The organism is Pseudomonas sp. KBS0710 (genome assembly GCF_005938045.2).
Lineage (GTDB): Bacteria > Pseudomonadota > Gammaproteobacteria > Pseudomonadales > Pseudomonadaceae > Aquipseudomonas.
This window is the reverse complement of sequence record NZ_VCCF02000001.1, coordinates 4,065,181-4,085,182: the sequence shown is the minus strand read 5'-3', so window position 1 is coordinate 4,085,182 and position 20,002 is coordinate 4,065,181. Positions and strand designations below refer to the sequence as shown.

Genomic DNA, 20,002 nt, shown 5'->3' with positions numbered 1-20,002 from the left:
CGACCATGTTGCTCAGTTATCTGCGGTTGGTGCTGTTTGCCATTGGCTTGTTGGTCGGCGTGCAAGTGCCGGGGTTTATCAACGACTACGCCAAGCGCGTCGAAGCCCATTTGATCGAAGCCCAGACCGGCCTGCGCGGCTTTGATGCCACGGCGCAGCAGTTCTTCAATGGCGACTTGCAGGCGCTGGTGGCCCACTACCGCGCCAGTGATGACCCGGTGTTTCGCAGCGATGCCAACAGCCTGGGCACTTTGCTCGATCGCCAGGTGGCGTTGGACAAGCAGTTCCAGGCCATGCAAGGCCCTTGGTACATCCGCGCCCTGCAAGTGGCGGTGGCGGCCGACCCGGATATCCGCCTGGAAACCTGGAATGGCTACAGCTACCAGATCCTGCTGACACCTGAGGCGATGGGCTGGGGCCTGGGCGGGGCGATGCTGTTGTCGTTCGGCATCGAATGCCTGTTCCGCCTGATCGACTGGGTGGTGTTGGGCGGCAAGCGCCTGCGCCAGAGCCGGCCGATTGAAGAGCGTGATCTTAAAGGCCTCTAGAGGCCTGTGGGAGCTGGCTTGCCTGCGATAGCGGTGGGTCAGTTTGCACATCTGTAACTGATAGACCGCTATCGCAGGCAAGCCAGCTCCCACCTTTTTAATCCGGTTTCGCCAGCAGCATCCGGTCCTCACCCACTTCCTCGGCATACCGCGCTACCACCTTCTGGCACAACCCGACAATCTCCTCCACCAACTCCACTCCCACGCGCCACGACACCACCACCTGCAAATTCGGCAGGCGTTGCGCCATTGGCAGCATCACCAATTCCCCACGGGCCAATTCTTCCATCACCAGCACCGGCGGCAACGCGCCAATGCCGAAACCATCGCGCAGCAGGCGAGTAATCGCCGACACCGAGTTCACACAGTTCATGCGCGGCGCGGCCACACCGTTGGCTTGCATCAGGCTCAGTACATCCTGGTGCGGGTGGGAGTTTTTCGAGTAAGTGATGATGCGCTCCTGGGCCAGTTCGGCGAGGGAGGCGTAGTCGCGGTTGTAGATCGATTGGCTGGCGACGATCCAGGCCATGGGATGGCTGGCCAGCTCCAGGCTGCGCACGGTTTCCTGGCGCAGCAGGTCGGTTTGCAGGATCAGGTCGAGGAAGCCTTTTTGCAGCTGATCGCTGAGGTTAAGTGCTGTATCGGCGACCAGTTCGATTTCTACTCGCGGGAAGTGCTCCATCAATTGCGCCACCAACTGGCTCAGCCAGGTGTGGATCACTGTGTCCATGGCGCCGATCCGGATGCGTCCGACCTTGCTGCTGGTGGTCTCCAGGGACTGCTTGAGGCCCTGCATGGTCACCATCATCTGCTCGGCATAATCGAGCACCTTCAAGCCTTCCGGGGTCAGGCTGACGCCGCGTGAGTCGCGCAGCAACAGCTTCACGCCCAACTCGCTCTCGAGCACGGCGATGCGGCTGGAAATCGAGGCCTGGGTGGTGAACAGCTTTTCGGCGGTCAGGCGAAAGCTCTTGAGCTTGGCCACCCAGACGAAGGTTTCGAGGAACTTCAAATTCATGGGATCAACTTTTCTTATGCTTGGATCGGTTTTTATTAGTTGGACGCCGCACCCGGCAAGCGCCAAAAATCGAGCCATTCCACGATAAGCGCCGTTAGGGTGTCAGGACAAGTTGCGAGTTCTGCGTAAAAAATCCCACACTACAAAAAATACAAAGCCTACAGGAGCAACCACCGTGAGCCGTCTGCTTTTGAATTGCGACATCGGCGAAAGCTTTGGCAACTGGACCCTGGGTCTGGACGCCGAGGTCATGCCGTTCATCGATTGCGCCAACGTGGCTTGCGGCTTCCATGCCGGCGACCCGAGCATCATGCGCCAGACTGTCGGCCTGGCCCTCAAGCACGGTGTGCAGATAGGTGCGCACCCGGCCTACCAGGACTTGCAAGGGTTTGGCCGCCGCTCCATGAACTATACGCCGCAAGAAATTCAGGACCTGATGCACTACCAGATCGGCGCCCTTGATGGCATTTGCCGTGCCCAGGGTACCCGCGTCAGCTACGTCAAACCCCACGGCGCGCTGTACAACGACATGATGGCCAAGCCGGCGCAACTGCGCGCGGTGATGCAGGCTGTGGCCGCGTATGGCGACTTGCCCTTGATGCTGTTGGCCAAAAGCGACAACCGCGAGGCCCAGGCGATGGGCGATGAATTCGGCCTGACTCTGTGGTTCGAAGCCTTTGCCGACCGAGCCTACGACCAAAACGGCCATCTGGTCTCCCGCCAGTTGCCCGGCGCCGTGCACCATGATGCGGATACCATTGTGCAGCAAGCCCTGACCATTTCCCGTGGGCAAGCCTTGACTGCCAGCGACGGCAGCGCCTTGGTGTTGCAGGCCAACACCCTGTGCGTACACGGCGACAACGCCAGCTCGATCGCCGCTGTGCAACGCATCCGCGAGGCGATGAAGCCAGCATGAAGCCACGCATCGAAGTGGTGGCCATCGACTGCCTGATGGTGCGTCTGTTTGAGGTGATTGCTGAAGCCAATATGCCGTGGATGCTCGCCGCCACCCAACGCCTGCGCGAGGGTTTTGGCGCCGCACTGGTGGATCTGGTGCCGTCCTACACCACCTTGATGGTGCATTACGACCTCACAGCGTTAAGCCCGGCTCAAGCGCGGGAACTGATCGATCAGGCGCTGACCGACTTGCAACCCCAGGCGCAGGGCAGTGGCCAGTGCCACGTGTTGCCGGTGTGGTACGACCTGAGCGTCGGCCCGGAACTGACGTTGCTCAGCCAGCGCAGCGGTTTATCCGTCGAGGACGTGATTCAGCGCCACAGTGCCCACGAATACCAAGTGTTTGCCCTTGGCTTCGCGCCTGGCTTTGCCTTTATGGGCTTGGTGGACGAAATCCTCGCCACGCCACGCCTCAACACGCCGCGTAAACGCGTGGCGGCCGGCAGTGTCGGCATTGCCGAGCGGCAAACCGCCGCCTACCCGGTGGTGTCGCCGGGTGGCTGGAACCTGATCGGCCGCACCCCGGCCAAACTGTTCGACCGCGAGCGCGACGGCTACAGCCTGATGCAACCGGGCGATACGGTGCGTTTCGAAGCGATTGATCACGCCGAATTTATCCACCTGGGTGGCGATGACACGCCGTTGGAGGCGCAGGCATGAGCCGCTTGTTGATCGAGGCCAGCACGCCGCTGTGCCTGTTGCAGGACGCCGGGCGCTTTGGCGTGCGCCACCTGGGCGTGACCCAGGGCGGCGCGCTGGACTGGGTGTCGAGGTCCTGGGCCAATTGGCTGTTGGATAACCCGTTGGCTGCGCCGGTGGTGGAAATCACCTTGGGCGGGTTTACCGTGCAGGCTGAAGACTATTGCTTGCTGGCGTTGGCCGGTGCGGATTTGGGCGCTTATATCGATGAGCGCGCCATCAGCCCTGGGCGCAGTTTTATCCTGCAAAAGGGTCAGCGTCTGCGCTTTACCCAGCCGTTCAGCGGTGCGCGAGCTTACCTGGCAGCGCCCGGCGGGTTTGATGCGCCGGCTGTGCTGGGCAGTTGTGCCACGGTGGTGCGCGAGGAATTGGGTGGGCTGGACGGTTTCGGCAAGGCCTTGGCCGAAGGCGGGCGGTTGGCTTATTCCGGTACGGGCGGGGCGATGAAGGTGCTGAGCGTGCCTGAACTGCCGGTAAAAGCACCACTGGACGTGATTGTCGGCGCGCAGATCGGCCAGTTCAGCGGGCAGAGCCTGTTCGATGCGTTCAATACCGACTGGTCGCTGGACAGCCGCGCCGATCGCATGGGCATGCGTTTACTGGGCACGCCGTTGCAGTACCAGGGGCCGTCGTTGATCTCTGAAGGGATCCCGTTGGGCGCGATCCAGGTGCCGCCGGATGGGCAACCGATTGTGTTGCTCAATGATCGGCAGACCATTGGTGGCTATCCGCGTTTGGGCGCGTTGACGCCGTTGGCGCTGGCGCGGCTGGCGCAGTGTTTGCCGGGGGAAAAGGTGAGGTTGGCGCCGGTGGTGCAGGAGACGGCGCATCGGCAGCACATCGAGTTTTTGCATCGGTTTAACGCTATCTGAAAATGTGGGAGGGGGCTTGCCCGCTCCCACATTTGATCTTCATTTACTTGGAAAGAAACCGCATCCCTTCTTCCAACCCACGCAACGTCAGCGGATACATCTGATCCTCCACCAACTCGCGCACAATCCCCGTCGACGCCGTATAGCCCCAGGTGTCTTTCGGGTAGGGGTTAATCCAGATCAGCTTCTTGTACTTGGCCATGAAACGCTGCATCCACACGTACCCAGGCTCTTCATTCCAGTGCTCGACACTGCCGCCGGCCTGGGTGATTTCATACGGCGCCATCGACGCATCGCCGATAAAGATCACTTTGTAATCGGCGCCGTACTTGTGCAGCAGGTCCTGGGTGGAGGTGCGTTCCGAGGTGCGGCGCTGGTTGTTCTTCCACACCGACTCGTACACGAAGTTGTGGAAGTAGAAGTACTCCAGGTGCTTGAACTCGGTCTTGCACGCCGAAAACAGCTCTTCGCAAATCTTTACGTGAGCGTCCATCGAGCCGCCGATATCGAATAGCAGCAACAGCTTGATGGTGTTGCGCCGCTCCGGGCGCATCTGGATATTCAGCAACCCGGCATCCCGCGCCGTGTGGTCGATGGTGCCGTCGATATCCAGCTCTTCGGCCGCACCCTGGCGCGCAAACTTGCGCAGTCGGCGCAGGGCGATCTTGATATTGCGCGTGCCCAATTCCACCTGGTCGTCGAGGTTCTTGTACTCGCGCTGGTCCCAGACCTTTACGGCCTTGCCCTGGCGCTTGCCGGCGTCGCCAACCCGGATGCCTTCCGGGTTGTAGCCGCCGGAGCCAAACGGGCTGGTGCCACCGGTGCCGATCCACTTGTTGCCACCGGCGTGGCGTTCTTTCTGTTCTTCCAAGCGTTTCTTGAACTCTTCGATCAACTTGTCCAGGCCGCCAAGGGACTGGATCTGCGCGCGCTCCTCGTCGGTCAGCGAGCGCTCGAATTCCTTGCGCAGCCATTCTTCAGGGATCAACGCCTGCAAGTGGTCGTCGAGTTTTTCCAGGCCATTGAAATAGGCGCCGAACGCGCGGTCGAACTTGTCGAAATGCCGCTCGTCCTTGACCAGGATCGCCCTGGCCAAGTAATAAAACTCGTCCATGTCAGCGAAGACCACGCGCTGTTTAAGCGCGTTGATCAGGTCGAGCAACTCGCGCACCGACACCGGCACCTTGGCGGCGCGCATCTCGTTGAACAGGTTGAGCAGCATCAGCGATTACCGCGACGGCTCATGAACGCCAGACGCTCCAGCAACTGCACGTCTTGCTCGTTCTTGACCAACGCGCCGGCCAGCGGCGGGATGGCTTTGGTCGGGTCGCGTTCGCGCAGCACGGCTTCGCCGATGTTGTCGGCCATCAGCAGCTTGAGCCAGTCGACCAGTTCGGAGGTGGACGGCTTTTTCTTCAGGCCCGGCACTTTGCGCACGTCGAAGAACACGTCCAGCGCTTCGCTGACCAAGTCCTTCTTGATGTCGGGGTAATGTACGTCGACGATTTTTTGCAGGGTGCTGCGGTCGGGGAAGGCGATGTAGTGGAAGAAGCAGCGGCGCAGGAATGCGTCCGGCAGCTCTTTTTCGTTGTTGGAGGTAATGATGATGATCGGGCGTTTCTTGGCCTTGATGGTCTCGTCGATTTCGTAGACGTAGAACTCCATCTTGTCGAGTTCTTGCAGCAGGTCGTTGGGGAACTCAATGTCGGCCTTGTCGATTTCATCGATCAGCAGGATCACGCGCTCCTCAGCCTCGAAAGCTTCCCAGAGCTTGCCCTTTTTCAGGTAATTGCGCACATCGTGGACTTTCTCGTTGCCCAGTTGCGAGTCGCGCAGGCGGCTGACCGCGTCGTACTCATACAGGCCCTGATGCGCCTTGGTGGTCGACTTGATGTGCCAGGTGATCAGCTTGGCGCCGAAGGATTCGGCCAACTGCTCGGCGAGCATAGTCTTGCCGGTGCCCGGTTCGCCCTTGACCAGCAACGGCCGCTCCAGGGTGATGGCGGCGTTGACGGCCAGTTTCAGGTCATCGGTAGCCACATAGGCCTGGGTGCCTTCGAACTTCATCGGTCATTCCTCGAATTCATCAATGCCCGGACTATACCGCGCAGCCCTGGCGACTGTGAACGCAGACGGGTTATTCAGTCTCTGAATGGCCGGTCACATTGCAGCCCAACGAGCGGGGTTATGCTGATGCTCATGTGGGAGCCCGCCAGTCCCCCTATTTACTCTGCGGAAGGCTTGGGTTGTTCGTAGCGGGCATTGAACGCCTGGATGAAACCATTACGCAAAATCGCCAAAAATGCGGAGAACGCGCTGATATCTTGCTGATGTACGCTGCCACTGAGTTCCACGCGGGTGGCAAACTGGTTTTTGTTCTGGTTCTTCAGCACGGTTTCGCTGGCGCCGACCACGGCTTCCCAGATCGAGCGGAAGATATTTTTATCTTTGTTTTCAACATCCTGCTTCCAGTCAAAGACCTCTACATCACGCAGCAGTGGCTTGATGTAGCCGTTCAACTGGCCTTTATCGGCCTGGGCCTCAATTACCACGTCACCGGTGCCGGCCTTGAAGTCGAACTTGCCATAGGCCGAGGCGAAGTCGTTCAGGCGCTTGAGCTGGATGTCCTTGGCGCGAAAGCGGAATTCGAAATCTTCAAAATTGCTCAGCGGGTCAAACGCTGCTGTGGCTTCCAATGGCGCCTGGCCCAGCAATTGCGCCTTGCCTTCGAAGGTGGCGTCACGCTTGCCTTTGACGTCGACCACGTTGGTAAGGTTGTAGAAGCTGGCGTTGACCCCGGTGGCGTACATGTTCACCGCCGGCTTGGAATTGAAATTGTGGAAAGCAATCTTGCCGTCCTGGATGCGCACTTCGTTGAGGGTGATCGGCAACAGCTTGCTCAACTGCTCGCGCCAGTCGGTGCCTTTACCGGTCTGGGACGCCTGCTGGTTGCCACCGTCGACGAAGTTCAGCTCCGGCTGGAAGAACTGCACCTCGGCCACCACGGCGTGGTCGTACCACAGCGAATGCCAGCTCACCGCCAGGTCGATCAACGGCGCCTTGACGAACGGCACGGGCACCTTGCCGTCGACCTTGACGATCTGCAGGCCGTTGATCTTGTACGCGCCACGCCACAGCGCCACGTCCACGTCGGTCACTTGGCCACGGTAGTCGCCCATGTCGGCCAGCTTGTCGTTCAGGTAATTACGCACCAGATAAGGCAGGGCCAGGTCCAGGGCGATCAGTACTACCACCAGTACGGCGACGATCCATAGCAGCCCACTGTAGCGACGTTTCATGTCAATGCTCTCCAACGGTATAGGCGATGGACCGCACGCGCGGGCGCAACGTTCCTCTGACTGGACGCCTAAAGGCCTGAGGCATACCCTTGGGGACTTCTTGAAATTGCCTTAAGGACCCGTCATGAGCCGTATCTTTGCAGACAACGCGCACTCCATCGGTAACACGCCCCTGGTGCAGATCAACCGCATCGCGCCGCGTGGCGTGACCATCCTGGCCAAGATCGAGGGGCGTAACCCGGGCTATTCGGTGAAGTGTCGCATTGGCGCCAACATGATCTGGGACGCCGAAAGCACTGGCAAACTCAAGCCGGGCATGACCATTGTCGAACCGACTTCCGGCAACACCGGCATCGGCCTGGCGTTTGTCGCCGCCGCGCGTGGCTACAAGCTGCTGCTGACCATGCCGGCGTCCATGAGCATCGAGCGGCGCAAAGTGCTCAAGGCGCTCGGCGCCGAACTGGTGCTGACCGAGCCGGCCAAGGGCATGAAGGGCGCTATCGACAAGGCCGGTGAAATCGTCGCCAGCGACCCGGCCACCTACTTTATGCCGGCCCAATTCGAAAACCCGGCCAACCCGGCGATCCACGAGAAAACCACCGGCCCGGAAATCTGGAACGACACCGATGGCGCCGTGGACGTGCTGGTGGCGGGCGTGGGCACTGGCGGCACCATTACCGGCGTTTCGCGCTATATCAAGAACATTGCCGGCAAGCCGATTCTGTCGGTGGCGGTTGAGCCGATGGTATCGCCGGTGATCACCCAGGCGCTGGCCGGTGAAGAGATCAAGCCGAGCCCGCATAAAATCCAGGGCATCGGCGCCGGGTTTGTGCCGAAGAACCTCGACCTGTCGATGGTTGACCGCGTGGAACTGGTGACCGACGACGAATCCAAGGCCATGGCCCTGCGCCTGATGCAGGAAGAGGGGATTTTGTGCGGTATCTCGTGCGGCGCCGCCATGGCCGTGGCCGTGCGTCTGGCCGAGAAGCCGGAAATGCAGGGCAAGACTATCGTGGTGATCCTGCCGGACTCCGGCGAGCGTTACCTGTCGAGCATGCTGTTCAGCGATCTGTTTACCGAGCAAGAAACCCAGGCGTGATGATCACCTATGGCGAGGGAGCCAGCTCCCTCGCCATAGGTTTGATGTATATCAGCTGGTCGGCCTGGGCCTTCTGCATAATGGCCCAAGTGTTTATCATGGCCGGCTGCTACGTCTGGTTTCCCGTTGACGGGAGGTTGCTGGCCAGGCGCTTATTTTCAGGAGTTGCTGCATGACCTTTTCTTTGGCCGCCAAACTGTCGGTACTGGCGTTGTTTATCGGCAGCATTCTGTATGTGCACTTGCGCGGCAAGGCGCGTTTGCCGGTGTTGCGCCAGTTCGTCAACCATTCGGCGCTGTTCGCCCCGTATAACGCCTTGATGTACCTGTTCTCGGCTGTGCCGTCCAAGCCCTACCTGGACCGCAGCAAGTTCCCGGAACTGGATGTGCTCAAGGACAACTGGGAAGTGATCCGCGAAGAGGCCATGCACCTGTTCGACGAGGGTTACATCCGCGCCGCCGAAAAGAACAACGACGCCGGTTTCGGCTCGTTCTTCAAGAAGGGTTGGAAGCGTTTCTACCTCAAGTGGTACGACAAACCCCTGCCATCGGCCGAGGCGCTGTGCCCGAAAACCGTGGCCTTGGTGAGCAGCATCCCGAACGTCAAGGGCGCGATGTTCGCGCTGTTGCCGGGCGGCAGCCACCTCAACCCGCACCGCGACCCGTTTGCAGGCTCCTTGCGTTATCACTTGGGTCTGTCCACGCCGAACTCCGACGACTGCCGCATCTTCGTCGACGGCCAGGTCTACGCGTGGCGCGATGGTGAAGACGTGATGTTCGATGAAACCTACGTGCATTGGGTCAAGAACGAGACGGAAAAGACTCGCGTGATCCTGTTCTGCGATATCGAGCGCCCGCTGAGCAACCGCCTCATGACCGGCGTCAACCGCTGGGTCAGCAAGCAACTGGGTCGCGCGACTGCGCCGCAGAACCTCGATGACGAGCGTGTGGGCGGGATCAACCAGGCGTATGCCTGGAGCAAGACCTTCAGCGACAAGTTCAGTGGTGTGGTCAAGCAGTGGAAGCGCAAGCATCCCAAGGCCTACCGCATTGCGCGGCCGGTATTGGCTGTTATCGTGCTGGTGCTGCTGTGGAAGTGGCTGTTCGGCTAAATTGAAACACGCTCAAAACTGTGGGAGCGGGCTTGCTCGCGAATGCGCAGTGTCAGTCGATACTTTAATTGACTGACCCACCGCATTCGCGAGCAAGCCCGCTCCCACATTTGGTTTTGCAGTGTCGCTTACGACGCGATCAACTGGCGCAGCACGTAGTGCAAGATGCCGCCGGCCTTGAAGTACTCCACCTCATTAAGCGTATCAATCCGGCACAGCACCTCCACCTTCTCGCTGCTGCCGTCTTCGCGGGTAATCACCAGCGTCAGGTTCATCCGTGGTTCGATCTCGGCATCGGTCAGCCCCAGGATGTCGATCTTCTCCTTGCCGGTCAGCTTGAGCGCCTTGCGGTTCTGATCCAGCTTGAACTGCAACGGCAATACGCCCATGCCCACCAGGTTGGAACGGTGAATCCGCTCGAAACTCTCGGCGATCACCGCCTTGACCCCCAGCAGGTTAGTACCTTTGGCCGCCCAGTCGCGGCTTGAACCGGTACCGTATTCTTGCCCTGCGATCACCACCAGTGGCGTGCCCGAGGCCTGGTACTTCATGGCCGCGTCATAGATCGGCATTTTCTCGCCGGTGGGGATGTACAGCGTGTTGCCGCCTTCTTCGCCACCGAGCATTTCGTTGCGGATACGGATGTTGGCAAAGGTGCCGCGCATCATCACTTCATGGTTGCCACGGCGTGAGCCATAGGAGTTGAAGTCACGTGGCTCCACGCCTTGCTCACGCAGGTAGCGGCCGGCAGGGCTGTCGGTCTTGATGTTGCCGGCGGGGGAGATGTGGTCGGTGGTCACCGAATCGCCCAGCAGGGCCAGCACGTTGGCGCCTTTGACGTCTTTGATCACCGGCAATGGCCCGGAAATGTCGTCGAAGAACGGTGGGTGCTGGATGTAGGTGGAGTCCTTCTGCCACACATAGGTCGCGGCCTGTGGCACTTCAATCGCCTGCCATTGCTCGTCACCGGCAAACACTTCGGCATATTCCTTGTGGAACATACCGGTGCTGACTTGCGCCACCGCGTCGGCAATCTCTTGGCTGCTCGGCCAGATGTCTCTCAAGTACACCGGTTTGCCGTCCTTGCCTTCGCCCAGCGGCTCGCTGCTGATGTCGATGCGCACGGTGCCGGCCAAGGCATAGGCGACCACCAGCGGCGGCGAGGCCAGCCAGTTGGTTTTCACCAGCGGGTGTACGCGGCCTTCGAAGTTGCGGTTGCCCGACAACACCGAAGCGACGGCCAGGTCGGCCTTCTGGATGGCTTTTTCAATTGGCTCGGGTAATGGCCCGGAGTTGCCGATGCAGGTGGTGCAGCCGTAGCCGACCAGATCAAAGCCGAGCGTGTCGAGGTAGTGGGTGAGGCCGGCCGCCTTGTAGTAATCGGTGACTACTTTGGAGCCGGGCGCCAGGGAGGTTTTTACCCACGGCTTGCGGGTCAGGCCTTTTTCCACGGCCTTTTTTGCCACCAAGCCTGCGGCCATCATCACGCTGGGGTTGGAGGTGTTGGTGCAGGAGGTAATCGCGGCGATCACCACCGCGCCGTTTTTGAGGCGGTAGGTGTGGCCGTCGTACTCGTAATCGGTCTCGCCGACCAAATCCGCATTGCCCACGGCAACCCCGCCGCCACCTTCACTTTCCAGGCGGCCTTCTTCTTTGCTGGCGGGTTTGAACTGCAGGTTGAGGAAGTCAGTGAACGCCTGGCCGACATTCGGCAGTGACACGCGGTCCTGCGGGCGTTTTGGCCCGGCGAGGCTGGCTTCGACGCTGCCCATGTCCAGCGCCAGGGTGTCGGTAAACACCGGTTCCTGGCCGGCGTTACGCCACAGGCCCTGGGCCTTGGTGTAGGCCTCGACCAACTTGACGGTCTCGGCAGGGCGGCCGGACAGGCGCAGGTAGTCGAGTGTCACGTCGTCCACCGGGAAAAAGCCGCAGGTGGCGCCGTATTCCGGGGCCATGTTGGCGATGGTAGCGCGGTCGGCCAGGGGCAGGTCGGCCAAGCCGTCACCGTAGAACTCGACGAATTTACCGACCACGCCTTTTTTACGCAGCATCTGGGTGACGGTCAGCACCAGGTCGGTGGCAGTAATACCTTCTTTCAATTTACCGGTCAGCTTGAAGCCGATCACTTCCGGAATCAGCATCGACACCGGCTGGCCGAGCATCGCCGCTTCCGCTTCAATACCGCCCACGCCCCAGCCGAGCACGCCGAGGCCGTTGATCATGGTGGTGTGGGAGTCGGTGCCCACCAGCGTGTCGGGGAAGGCGTAAGTACGGCCGTCTTCGTCTTTGGTCCACACCGTGCGGCCCAGGTACTCAAGGTTGACCTGGTGGCAGATGCCGGTGCCCGGTGGCACCACGCTGAAGTTGTCGAATGCACTTTGGCCCCAGCGCAGGAAGGCGTAGCGTTCGCCGTTGCGCTGCATCTCGATGTCGACGTTTTGCTCGAATGCGTCGGCGTTGCCGAACTTGTCGACCATCACCGAGTGGTCAATCACCAGGTCCACGGGGGAGAGCGGGTTGATGCGCTGCGGGTCGCCACCGGCCTTGGCCACGGCGGCGCGCATGGCGGCCAGGTCGACCACGGCGGGCACGCCGGTAAAGTCTTGCATCAATACGCGGGCCGGGCGGTACTGGATCTCGCGGTCGGACTGGCGCTCTTTGAGCCAGGCGGCGATCGCCTTGAGGTCGGTGCCGGTGACGGTCTTGTTGTCTTCCCAGCGCAGCAGGTTTTCCAGCAGCACCTTGAGGGACATCGGCAGCTTATCCAGGTCACCCAGGCTCTTGGCGGCTTCGGGCAGGCTGAAGTAGTGATAGGTCTTGGCGTCGATTTGCAGGGTTTTAAGGGTTCTCAGGCTATCTAGCGATGACATTACATGACTCCTTATGGTCCGCACGGCTACGGACCTGACGGGACGAACAGAGCTTTCAACTTAGCCCTGTTTTCATTAGCAGGCTAATAACTGGACTCTATCGTTAAGTCCAAGGTTCCGAACTCGGCTATCATGCGCGCGTTTTCATGACAGGTATTGCGATAGCGCAAGGCCGGTTGAGTCACCAGGAGAGTTGATGAACACCCTTTTTATGCACTGCCGCCCGGGTTTTGAAGGCGAAGTCTGTTCCGAGATCGCGGAACACGCCGCGCGCCTGAACGTTTCCGGCTACGCCAAGGCCAAGACCGGCAGCGCCTGCGCCGAATTTGTCTGCACCGAAGAAGACGGCGCCCAGCGCTTGATGCACGGCCAGCGGTTTGCCGAGCTGATCTTCCCAAGGCAGTGGGCGCGCGGGGTATTTATCGACCTGCCGGAAACCGACCGCATCAGCGTGATCCTCGCCCACCTGCGCGAATTCCCGGTGTGCGGCAGCCTGTGGCTGGAGATGGTCGACACCAACGACGGCAAAGAGCTGTCGAACTTCTGCAAAAAATTTGAAGTGCACTTGCGCAAAGCCCTGCTCAACGCCGGCAAGCTGGTGGACGACCCGAGCAAGCCGCGCCTGCTGCTGACCTTCAAAAGCGGCCGCGAAGTGTTCATGGGCCTGGCCGAGTCGAACAACTCGGCGATGTGGCCCATGGGCATCCCACGCCTCAAGTTCCCGCGGGACGCGCCAAGCCGTTCGACCCTGAAGCTGGAAGAAGCCTGGCACCACTTCATCCCCCGCGACCAGTGGGATGAGCGCCTGCACGGCGACATGACCGGCGTCGACCTCGGCGCCGCGCCGGGCGGCTGGACCTGGCAGTTGGTCAACCGTGGCATGCTGGTGACCGCCATCGACAACGGCCCCATGGCCGAAAGCCTGATGGACACAGGCCTGGTGCAGCACTTGATGGCCGACGGCTTTACCTTCGTGCCTAAACAGCCAGTGGACTGGATGGTCTGCGATATCGTCGAGAAACCGGCGCGTAACGCCGCGCTGCTGGAAACCTGGATTGGCGAAGGGCATTGCCGCGAGGCGGTGGTGAACCTGAAACTGCCGATGAAGCAGCGCTATGCTGAAGTGAAACGTCTGCTGGAGCGCATCGAAGATGGCTTCAAGACCCGTGGCATTCGGGTGGAAATCGGCTGCAAGCAGCTGTATCACGACCGTGAGGAAGTGACCTGCCACCTGCGTCGGCTGGTCGATGCAAAGAAACCTAAATCCCGCTGAATGTGTGCCTGGCTCAGTTCAAATGTGGGAGCGGGCTTGCTCGCGAAAGCGGTATAACAGTCGAAATCTATGTTGAATGTGCCCGCGTATTCGCGAGCAAGCCCGCTCCCACATTGTTGAGCGGCGCCCGTTTCAGGAGTGATGTATGAATCAAACCCTCGACTTGCCTGTAGACGCTGTGCTCGACGCCACCGGCCTCAACTGCCCGGAGCCGGTGATGATGCTGCACCAGCACATCCGCGACCTGAAGCCTGGCGGCTTGCTCAAGGTGATCGCGACCGACCCGTCGACCCGTCGTGATATTCCCAAGTTCTGCGTGTTCCTCGACCACGAGTTGGTGGATCAGCAGGAACAGGCCGGCACTTACCTGTACTGGATTCGCAAGAAATCCGCTTAAGCCTTGGCCTCATGCGCCCGGATATTGCGGCGCGCACTGCGCGCCAGGCGCACCAGCAGCATCCCCGCCGCACAGCTCAAGCCCACGATCAGCCCTTGCCATAAACCGCTTGGGCCGCTGGGCTCGCCGAGCCAGTCAGTCAGGCCCAGCGCGTAACCCACCGGCAACCCGACGCCCCAGTAGGCAAACAAGGTCAGCACCATGGTCACCCGCGTGTCCTGATAGCCACGCAGTGCGCCGGCGGCCGTGACCTGGATCGAGTCGGAGAACTGGAACAGCGCCGAAAACACAATCAGCATTGACGCCAGGTGGATCACCACCGGGTCCGGGGTGTAGACCGCCGCAATCTGCTCACGGAACAACAGCATCAGGCTGCAGGACAGGCAGGCATACACCAGCGCGGTGCCCATGCCGATGCCGGCGGCGAAGCGCGCCTCACGCGGCTCACCACGGCCCAGGGCCTGGCCGACCCGCACGGTCACGGCCATGCTCAGTGAGTAGGGGATCATGAACACCAGCGCGCTGACGTTGAGGGCGATCTGATGGCCGGACACTACCGTGGCGCCCAGGCTGCCGATCAGCAGGGCAATCACGGCGAAAATGCTCGATTCGGCGAAGATCGCCACACCAATCGGGAAACCGATGCCCAATACGCGCTTGATCACTGACCACTGCGGCCAGTCGAAGCGCTTGTACAGTTCGCTGCTCTGGTAAGCCGGCCCCCAGCGGGTCCAACCGGCCAGGCCGAGCATCATCACCCACATCGCGATGCCCGTGGCCCAGCCGCAGCCCACACCGCCCATGGCCGGCACACCGAGGTGACCGTAGATAAAAATGTAGTTCAGCGGAATGTTCAGCGCCAGACCGCACAGGCCCATGACCATGCTCGGCCGCGTGCGCCCCAGGCCGTCACTGAAACAGCGCAGCACGTAATACAGTGCCACCGCCGGCAGGCCGGCGGCGATGCCGTGCAGGTAACCCATGGACGGTTGGATCAGGTCGGGCTCGACGTTCATCATGTGCAGGATCGGCTCGGCACTGAGCAGCAACAGTGACGCGGTAATCCCCACCACAATCGCCAGCCACAGCGACTGGCGCACCAGCGGGCCGATCTCACTGTGCTTGCCCGCGCCAAAATGCTGGGCAACCTTCGGCGTGGTCGCCAGCAGCGTGCCGGTCATCAGCAGGTACACCGGAATCCAGATCGAGTTGCCCAGGCCCACCGCCGCCAGGTCCTTGGGGCTGACACGCCCGGCCATCACCGCATCGACAAAGCTCATGGCGGTGGTGGCGAGCTGGCCGATCATGATCGGCAGCGCCAGGGTCAACAGGCCGCGCACTTCCCGGCTGACGCGGGCGGGGCGGGAGAGGGTGGAGGCGGCAGCAGTGTTCACGTGCGGGTGTCCAATCAAAAGAGAAGCCTTAAGGACCGCGAAGTCTACGCGTTGACGTTATGGTCAGGAAAAATCCTGTGTTGCAGATTTGTAATGCGACTTGACCGGCACTGCATAACCCCTGTGGGAGCGGGCTACGCATCCCTGTACACTGCCAATCCGCGAAAGGAGCCTGCCATGTTGATTGTTGCCGACGAAAATATTCCGCTGCTCGATGCCTTCTTCGAAGGGTTTGGCGAGATTCGCCGCGTACCCGGGCGTTCCATCGACCGCGCCACGGTCGAGCAGGCCGATGTGCTGCTGGTGCGCTCGGTCACCAACGTCAACCGGGCCTTGTTGGAGGGCACTAAAGTGCGCTTTGTGGGCACCTGCACCATTGGCACCGATCACCTGGACCTGGATTACTTCAAGCAGGCCGGTATCACCTGGTCCAGCGCCCCTGGCTGCAATGCCCGAGGCGTGGTGGACTACGTGCTGGGCAGTTTGCAGACACTGGCCGAAATCGAAGGCGCCGACCTCAATCAACGTACTTACGGCGTCGTCGGTGCCGGTGAAGTGGGCGGGCGCCTGGTCAAGGTGCTTAAAGGTCTGGGCTGGAACGTGCTGGTATGCGACCCGCCGCGCCAGATCGCTGAAGACGGCGATTACGTGAGCCTGGCGCAGATCATCGAGCAGTGCGACGTGATCAGCTTGCACACGCCGCTGACCAAATCCGGTAATGGCTCCACTTGGCACCTGTTTGATCGTGAACGCCTTGGCCGCCTCAAGTCCGGCACCTGGCTGATCAACGCCAGTCGCGGCCCTGTCGTCGATAATGCGGCCCTGCGCGAAGTGCTGCTGGCGCGCGAAGACCTGCAAGCAGTGCTGGACGTGTGGGAAGGCGAGCCCGAAGTGGACGTCGACCTGGCCGACCTGTGCGTGCTGGCCACACCGCATATCGCCGGCTACAGCCTCGACGGCAAACAGCGTGGCACCGCACAGATCTACCAGGCGTTCTGCGCCCATTTGGGCCAGGAACCCAGTATCCAATTGAGTGATTTGTTGCCGCAGCCATGGCTGGCCGAGGTGCATTTGAATGCATCGACAGACCCGGCCTGGGCGCTGGCGACCTTGTGCCGCAGTGTGTATGACCCGCGCCGCGATGATGCGGACTTTCGCCGCAGCCTCGTAGGCACCGTGCAAGAACAACGCAAGGCGTTCGACCTGCTGCGCAAGCATTACCCGGAACGTCGCGAGATAGATGGCTTGAAGGTGCGAATCAATGGCGAATCGGCAGTGTTGTCGAATATCGTCACTGCATTGGGCGCAGTGACAGTTTAGTCACCGCATAAAAAACCCGGCCATAACGGCCGGGTCTGAAAGAGCGTTGGCGCTTCAGCCTTGCTGGGCAGGTTTGACCAGTCGCTGTTCCAGCTCGCTGCAGGCTTGCTGGATCATCTCTTCGGTAATCTGCACTTCGCGGCCCTTGGCATCGATATACGAGCAAGGCAACTGCTGCGGCTGGCGAATTACTTCAATTTTGGCATCACTGCTATTTTGCAAGGTCATGGCCTGTCTCCTCATCAGGTTGTGTACCTACTTGGCTTCTTACTCTAAGCCGACCGCGTGACCGATCTATTACAACTCCTTACACGATCACCGATTCGAACGCCCAGTCCAGCAGAAACCGATACAAATTTCCACCCGGGCGTTAGACCGATAGCCTCTAGGGATCAACATCGGCGGGCATAATTAACCTGACGCATTGTTATTTACCTAAGTTCCCCCAATGTTGGTGTACAGGTTCCTTATCGGTATGCCCTCCATGTTCTCAGTCCGTCAACGCCGTGCAATTCGCCTGGCCAGCCGCTTTGTTGCGCCCTACCGTTGGCAGGCGCTGGGCGCCTTGTTGGCGCTGATTGTCACGGCCGGCATCACCTTGTCCATGGGGCAGGGCATTCGCCTGCTGGTGGACCAGGGCTTCATGACCCAGTCGCCGCACCTGCTCAACCAGTCGATCGGCTTGTTCATGATTTTGGTACTGGGCCTGGCCGTGGGCACGTTTTCGCGGTTTTACCTGGTGTCGTGGATTGGTGAGAGGGTGGTAGCCGACATCCGTCGCCAAGTGTTCAACCATCTGATTTACCTGCATCCCGGTTTTTACGAGAACAACCGCAGCTCGGAAATTCAGTCACGGCTGACCACCGACACCACCTTGCTGCAATCGGTGATCGGCTCGTCGCTGTCGCTGTTCCTGCGCAATGCCTTGATGGTGATCGGCGGCATCGTGCTGTTGTTTGTCACCAACCCCAAGCTCACCAGCATCGTGGTGATCGCGCTGCCGTTGGTGCTGGCGCCAATCCTGATCTTCGGTCGCCGCGTGCGCAGCCTGTCGCGGCTGAGCCAGGACCGTATTGCCGATGTGGGCAGTTATGTGTCGGAGACACTTGGCCAGATCAAGACCGTGCAGGCCTACAACCACCAGGTGCAGGACGAACAGCGCTTTGCCGTCACCGTCGAAGAGGCATTCGCCACGGCGCGTAAACGCATCGCCCAGCGTGCCTGGCTGATTACCCTGGTGATCATGCTGGTGCTCGGCGCCGTGGGCGTGATGCTGTGGGTGGGCGGTATGGATGTGATCAATGGGCGCATCTCCGGCGGCGAGCTGGCCGCGTTCGTGTTTTACAGCCTGATCGTCGGCAGCGCCGTCGGCACCCTCAGCGAAGTGCTCGGCGAGCTGCAGCGCGCTGCCGGGGCGGCTGAGCGGATTGGCGAATTGTTGCAGTCGAGCAATGACATCCAGGCGCCCGCCGAAGGCACTGTGCAGTTGCCGGAACGGGTCAGCGGCCGTATGGAACTGCAAGACCTGCGCTTTTCCTACCCGTCGCGACCGGACAGCTACGCCATCGACGGTTTGAGCCTGACCATCAACCCGGGCGAAACCCTGGCGTTGGTCGGCCCGTCCGGCGCCGGCAAATCGACGATCTTTGATTTACTGCTGCGCTTCTACGACCCGCAGCAAGGCCGCATCTTGCTTGAAGGCCACCCGCTGACCGAGCTCGACCCCATGGACCTGCGTCGTCATTTCGCGCTGGTGTCCCAAAGCCCGGCGCTGTTTTTCGGCAGCGTCGAAGAAAATATCCGTTACGGCAACCCGTCCGCCACCCGCGAACAGGTCGAAGCCGCGGCACGCATCGCCCACGCCCACGACTTCATCCTGCAAATGCCCGACGGCTACCAGACCCACCTGGGCGACGGCGGCATGGGCCTCTCCGGTGGCCAACGCCAGCGCCTGGCCATCGCCCGCGCGTTACTGGTGGACGCGCCGATCCTGCTGCTGGACGAAGCCACCAGCGCCCTCGATGCGCAGAGTGAGCACTTGATCCAGCAAGCCTTGCCGCAACTGATGCAGGGCCGCACCACGCTGGTAATTGCGCATCGGCTGGCCACGGTGAAGAACGCCGACCGCATTGCAGTGATGGACCAGGGCAAGCTGGTAGCAGTGGGTACGCATCAACAGTTGATTGCCAGTAACCCGCTGTATGCGCGGTTGGCGGCGTTGCAGTTCAGTGATGGGCTGGACGTGGAATGAAGCTGCGGTGCGCCCGTTCGTAAGGCATCATGTGGACTTTCGTTATTGATCTGGATGAGGACATGAGCCGTTATCAACCGCCGTTGACGCTGACTACAAAGATGCTGGCACTGGTAGCCGATATCAGTGAGCAGATCGGTCAACTTTCAGTCGGTGACGACAATCGTCAGACACCTCAGCTAAGACGTGGCAATCGAATCCGCACAATCCAGGCTTCGTTGGCTATCGAGAACAATACGCTCAGTGTCGAGCAGGTGACCGCCGTGTTAGAGGGCAAGCGAGTGCTGGGCTTGCCCCGAGAGATCCAGGAAGTGCGTAATGCATTTGCGGCCTACGAAGCGATGCCGCAGTGGGCTGGGAGTGATCGTGCCGACTTGCTCAAAGCGCACGAACTGCTGATGTTTGGTTTGATCGATGATGCCGGGCGGTTTCGTCAGGCGGGTGTCGGTATCTATCGAGGCGAACAGTTAGTCCATATGGCCCCACCTGCCAGCCGGGTGACGCATCTGGTGGACGACCTGCTGCAATGGCTGTCGGCTTCGGACTGGCACCCGCTCATCGCGAGTTGCGTGTTCCATTACGAGTTTGAATTTATTCATCCATTTGCCGACGGTAATGGGCGAATGGGGCGGCTGTGGCAGACATTGATCCTTAGCCAATGGCGCCCGGTACTGGCTTATCTGCCGGTGGAGGCGGTAATCCGCGAGCAGCAAGATGCCTATTACGCCGCGCTGTCAGCAGCTGATCAGCAGGCAGAGGCGACACCCTTTGTGGAGTTTATGCTGCAGGCCTTGAGCCTGGCCTTGGCTGAGGCTGCACAAAGCGAACTCCCAAACGCTTCATAAAAAATGCCCGCATTTTTCAATGCGGGCATTTTCATTTCTGCTTCAAGTC

General features: G+C 60.6%; 17 protein-coding genes and 1 pseudogene. 11 read left to right on the top strand and 7 right to left on the bottom strand.

Annotation, left to right across the window (positions count from 1 at the left end; genetic code table 11):
* The first annotated feature begins 5 nt into the window (after nt 1–5).
* Nucleotides 6–548: a DUF2937 family protein gene (locus tag FFI16_RS18610; protein WP_099548664.1), complete on the top strand. Its 543-nt coding sequence runs from the start codon at nt 6–8 to the stop codon at nt 546–548.
* 97 nt (nt 549–645) lie between these two features.
* On the opposite strand, the gene FFI16_RS18605 is transcribed toward FFI16_RS18610, so the two are convergent.
* The gene (locus tag FFI16_RS18605; RefSeq protein ID WP_138816250.1) at nt 646–1,566 is read right to left on the bottom strand and encodes a LysR family transcriptional regulator; all 921 of its coding nucleotides are present in this window, start codon (nt 1,564–1,566) and stop codon (nt 646–648) included.
* A 175-nt stretch (nt 1,567–1,741) separates the two neighbouring features.
* On the opposite strand from FFI16_RS18605, the gene FFI16_RS18600 reads away from it, so the two are divergent.
* The 3 genes from FFI16_RS18600 to FFI16_RS18590 are packed head-to-tail and all read left to right on the top strand — an operon-like array spanning nt 1,742 to nt 4,094.
* Complete coding sequence (locus FFI16_RS18600) at nt 1,742–2,482, top strand: 5-oxoprolinase subunit PxpA (protein ID WP_138816249.1); 741 nt, start codon at nt 1,742–1,744, stop codon at nt 2,480–2,482.
* Nucleotides 2,479–3,183, top strand: a complete 705-nt coding sequence (gene pxpB / locus FFI16_RS18595; protein ID WP_138816248.1) for a 5-oxoprolinase subunit PxpB — start codon at nt 2,479–2,481, stop codon at nt 3,181–3,183. Before FFI16_RS18600 ends, pxpB begins: the two co-directional genes overlap by 4 nt.
* On the top strand, nt 3,180–4,094 hold the full coding sequence (locus tag FFI16_RS18590; RefSeq protein WP_138816247.1) for a biotin-dependent carboxyltransferase family protein: 915 nt from the start codon (nt 3,180–3,182) through the stop codon (nt 4,092–4,094). Before pxpB ends, FFI16_RS18590 begins: the two co-directional genes overlap by 4 nt.
* A gap of 43 nt (nt 4,095–4,137) precedes the next feature.
* On the opposite strand, the gene FFI16_RS18585 is transcribed toward FFI16_RS18590, so the two are convergent.
* The 3 genes from FFI16_RS18585 to FFI16_RS18575 form a co-directional block, all read right to left on the bottom strand.
* The gene (locus FFI16_RS18585; RefSeq protein ID WP_138816246.1) at nt 4,138–5,316 is read right to left on the bottom strand and encodes a VWA domain-containing protein; all 1,179 of its coding nucleotides are present in this window, start codon (nt 5,314–5,316) and stop codon (nt 4,138–4,140) included.
* Entirely contained in the window at nt 5,316–6,161 is an 846-nt protein-coding gene (locus FFI16_RS18580) for a MoxR family ATPase (RefSeq protein WP_138816245.1), read from the bottom strand. The genes FFI16_RS18585 and FFI16_RS18580 overlap by 1 nt, the downstream gene beginning before the upstream one ends.
* A 158-nt stretch (nt 6,162–6,319) precedes the next feature.
* The gene (locus FFI16_RS18575; protein WP_138816244.1) at nt 6,320–7,393 is read right to left on the bottom strand and encodes a DUF748 domain-containing protein; all 1,074 of its coding nucleotides are present in this window, start codon (nt 7,391–7,393) and stop codon (nt 6,320–6,322) included.
* A 124-nt stretch (nt 7,394–7,517) separates the two neighbouring features.
* On the opposite strand from FFI16_RS18575, the gene cysK reads away from it, so the two are divergent.
* Both cysK and FFI16_RS18565 read left to right on the top strand, forming a co-directional pair.
* The gene (cysK, locus tag FFI16_RS18570; RefSeq protein ID WP_138816243.1) at nt 7,518–8,492 is read left to right on the top strand and encodes a cysteine synthase A; all 975 of its coding nucleotides are present in this window, start codon (nt 7,518–7,520) and stop codon (nt 8,490–8,492) included.
* A gap of 172 nt (nt 8,493–8,664) precedes the next feature.
* Nucleotides 8,665–9,603 (top strand): aspartyl/asparaginyl beta-hydroxylase domain-containing protein, encoded by a 939-nt coding sequence (locus FFI16_RS18565; RefSeq protein WP_138816242.1) that lies wholly within the window; start codon nt 8,665–8,667, stop codon nt 9,601–9,603.
* A gap of 128 nt (nt 9,604–9,731) precedes the next feature.
* Here FFI16_RS18565 and acnA read toward each other — a convergent pair whose 3' ends face one another.
* The gene (gene acnA, locus FFI16_RS18560; protein WP_138816241.1) at nt 9,732–12,473 is read right to left on the bottom strand and encodes an aconitate hydratase AcnA; all 2,742 of its coding nucleotides are present in this window, start codon (nt 12,471–12,473) and stop codon (nt 9,732–9,734) included.
* Between the two features lie 196 nt (nt 12,474–12,669).
* On the opposite strand from acnA, the gene rlmM reads away from it, so the two are divergent.
* Nucleotides 12,670–13,746, top strand: a complete 1,077-nt coding sequence (rlmM, locus tag FFI16_RS18555; RefSeq protein WP_138816240.1) for a 23S rRNA (cytidine(2498)-2'-O)-methyltransferase RlmM — start codon at nt 12,670–12,672, stop codon at nt 13,744–13,746.
* Between the two features lie 145 nt (nt 13,747–13,891).
* On the top strand, nt 13,892–14,143 hold the full coding sequence (gene tusA / locus FFI16_RS18550; RefSeq protein WP_138816239.1) for a sulfurtransferase TusA: 252 nt from the start codon (nt 13,892–13,894) through the stop codon (nt 14,141–14,143).
* Here tusA and FFI16_RS18545 read toward each other — a convergent pair.
* Complete coding sequence (locus FFI16_RS18545; RefSeq protein ID WP_138816238.1) at nt 14,140–15,537, bottom strand: MATE family efflux transporter; 1,398 nt, start codon at nt 15,535–15,537, stop codon at nt 14,140–14,142. The genes tusA and FFI16_RS18545 overlap by 4 nt on opposite strands.
* A gap of 177 nt (nt 15,538–15,714) precedes the next feature.
* Here FFI16_RS18545 and pdxB point away from each other — a divergent pair, with 177 nt between their 5' ends.
* Entirely contained in the window at nt 15,715–16,857 is a 1,143-nt protein-coding gene (gene pdxB / locus FFI16_RS18540) for a 4-phosphoerythronate dehydrogenase PdxB (protein WP_138816237.1), read from the top strand.
* A gap of 54 nt (nt 16,858–16,911) precedes the next feature.
* Here the strand turns inward: pdxB and FFI16_RS30525 are convergent, their stop codons facing one another.
* The gene (locus tag FFI16_RS30525) at nt 16,912–17,085 is read right to left on the bottom strand and encodes a PA1571 family protein (RefSeq protein ID WP_014717504.1); all 174 of its coding nucleotides are present in this window, start codon (nt 17,083–17,085) and stop codon (nt 16,912–16,914) included.
* A 247-nt stretch (nt 17,086–17,332) separates the two neighbouring features.
* On the opposite strand from FFI16_RS30525, the gene FFI16_RS18535 reads away from it, so the two are divergent.
* Nucleotides 17,333–19,108 (top strand): ABC transporter transmembrane domain-containing protein, encoded by a 1,776-nt coding sequence (locus FFI16_RS18535; RefSeq protein ID WP_178112693.1) that lies wholly within the window; start codon nt 17,333–17,335, stop codon nt 19,106–19,108.
* A gap of 62 nt (nt 19,109–19,170) precedes the next feature.
* Nucleotides 19,171–19,935: pseudogene (locus tag FFI16_RS18530) on the top strand (Fic family protein); the annotation flags it as partial.
* Between the last annotated feature and the right edge of the window lie 67 nt (nt 19,936–20,002).

Excerpts from the sequence above, each read along its gene's own strand:
- pdxB (WP_138816237.1), top strand. The coding sequence starts at position 15,715 with ATGTTGATTGTTGCCGACGAAAATATTCCGCTGCTCGATGCCTTCTTC.
- pxpB (WP_138816248.1), top strand. The coding sequence starts at position 2,479 with ATGAAGCCACGCATCGAAGTGGTGGCCATCGACTGCCTGATGGTGCGT.
- tusA (WP_138816239.1), top strand. The coding sequence starts at position 13,892 with ATGAATCAAACCCTCGACTTGCCTGTAGACGCTGTGCTCGACGCCACC.
- cysK (WP_138816243.1), top strand. The coding sequence starts at position 7,518 with ATGAGCCGTATCTTTGCAGACAACGCGCACTCCATCGGTAACACGCCC.
- FFI16_RS18580 (WP_138816245.1), bottom strand. The coding sequence starts at position 6,161 with ATGAAGTTCGAAGGCACCCAGGCCTATGTGGCTACCGATGACCTGAAA.
- FFI16_RS18610 (WP_099548664.1), top strand. The coding sequence starts at position 6 with ATGTTGCTCAGTTATCTGCGGTTGGTGCTGTTTGCCATTGGCTTGTTG.
- rlmM (WP_138816240.1), top strand. The coding sequence starts at position 12,670 with ATGAACACCCTTTTTATGCACTGCCGCCCGGGTTTTGAAGGCGAAGTC.
- FFI16_RS18575 (WP_138816244.1), bottom strand. The coding sequence starts at position 7,393 with ATGAAACGTCGCTACAGTGGGCTGCTATGGATCGTCGCCGTACTGGTG.
- FFI16_RS18585 (WP_138816246.1), bottom strand. The coding sequence starts at position 5,316 with ATGCTGCTCAACCTGTTCAACGAGATGCGCGCCGCCAAGGTGCCGGTG.
- FFI16_RS30525 (WP_014717504.1), bottom strand. The coding sequence starts at position 17,085 with ATGACCTTGCAAAATAGCAGTGATGCCAAAATTGAAGTAATTCGCCAG.
- FFI16_RS18605 (WP_138816250.1), bottom strand. The coding sequence starts at position 1,566 with ATGAATTTGAAGTTCCTCGAAACCTTCGTCTGGGTGGCCAAGCTCAAG.
- FFI16_RS18590 (WP_138816247.1), top strand. The coding sequence starts at position 3,180 with ATGAGCCGCTTGTTGATCGAGGCCAGCACGCCGCTGTGCCTGTTGCAG.
- FFI16_RS18565 (WP_138816242.1), top strand. The coding sequence starts at position 8,665 with ATGACCTTTTCTTTGGCCGCCAAACTGTCGGTACTGGCGTTGTTTATC.
- acnA (WP_138816241.1), bottom strand. The coding sequence starts at position 12,473 with ATGTCATCGCTAGATAGCCTGAGAACCCTTAAAACCCTGCAAATCGAC.
- FFI16_RS18535 (WP_178112693.1), top strand. The coding sequence starts at position 17,333 with ATGCCCTCCATGTTCTCAGTCCGTCAACGCCGTGCAATTCGCCTGGCC.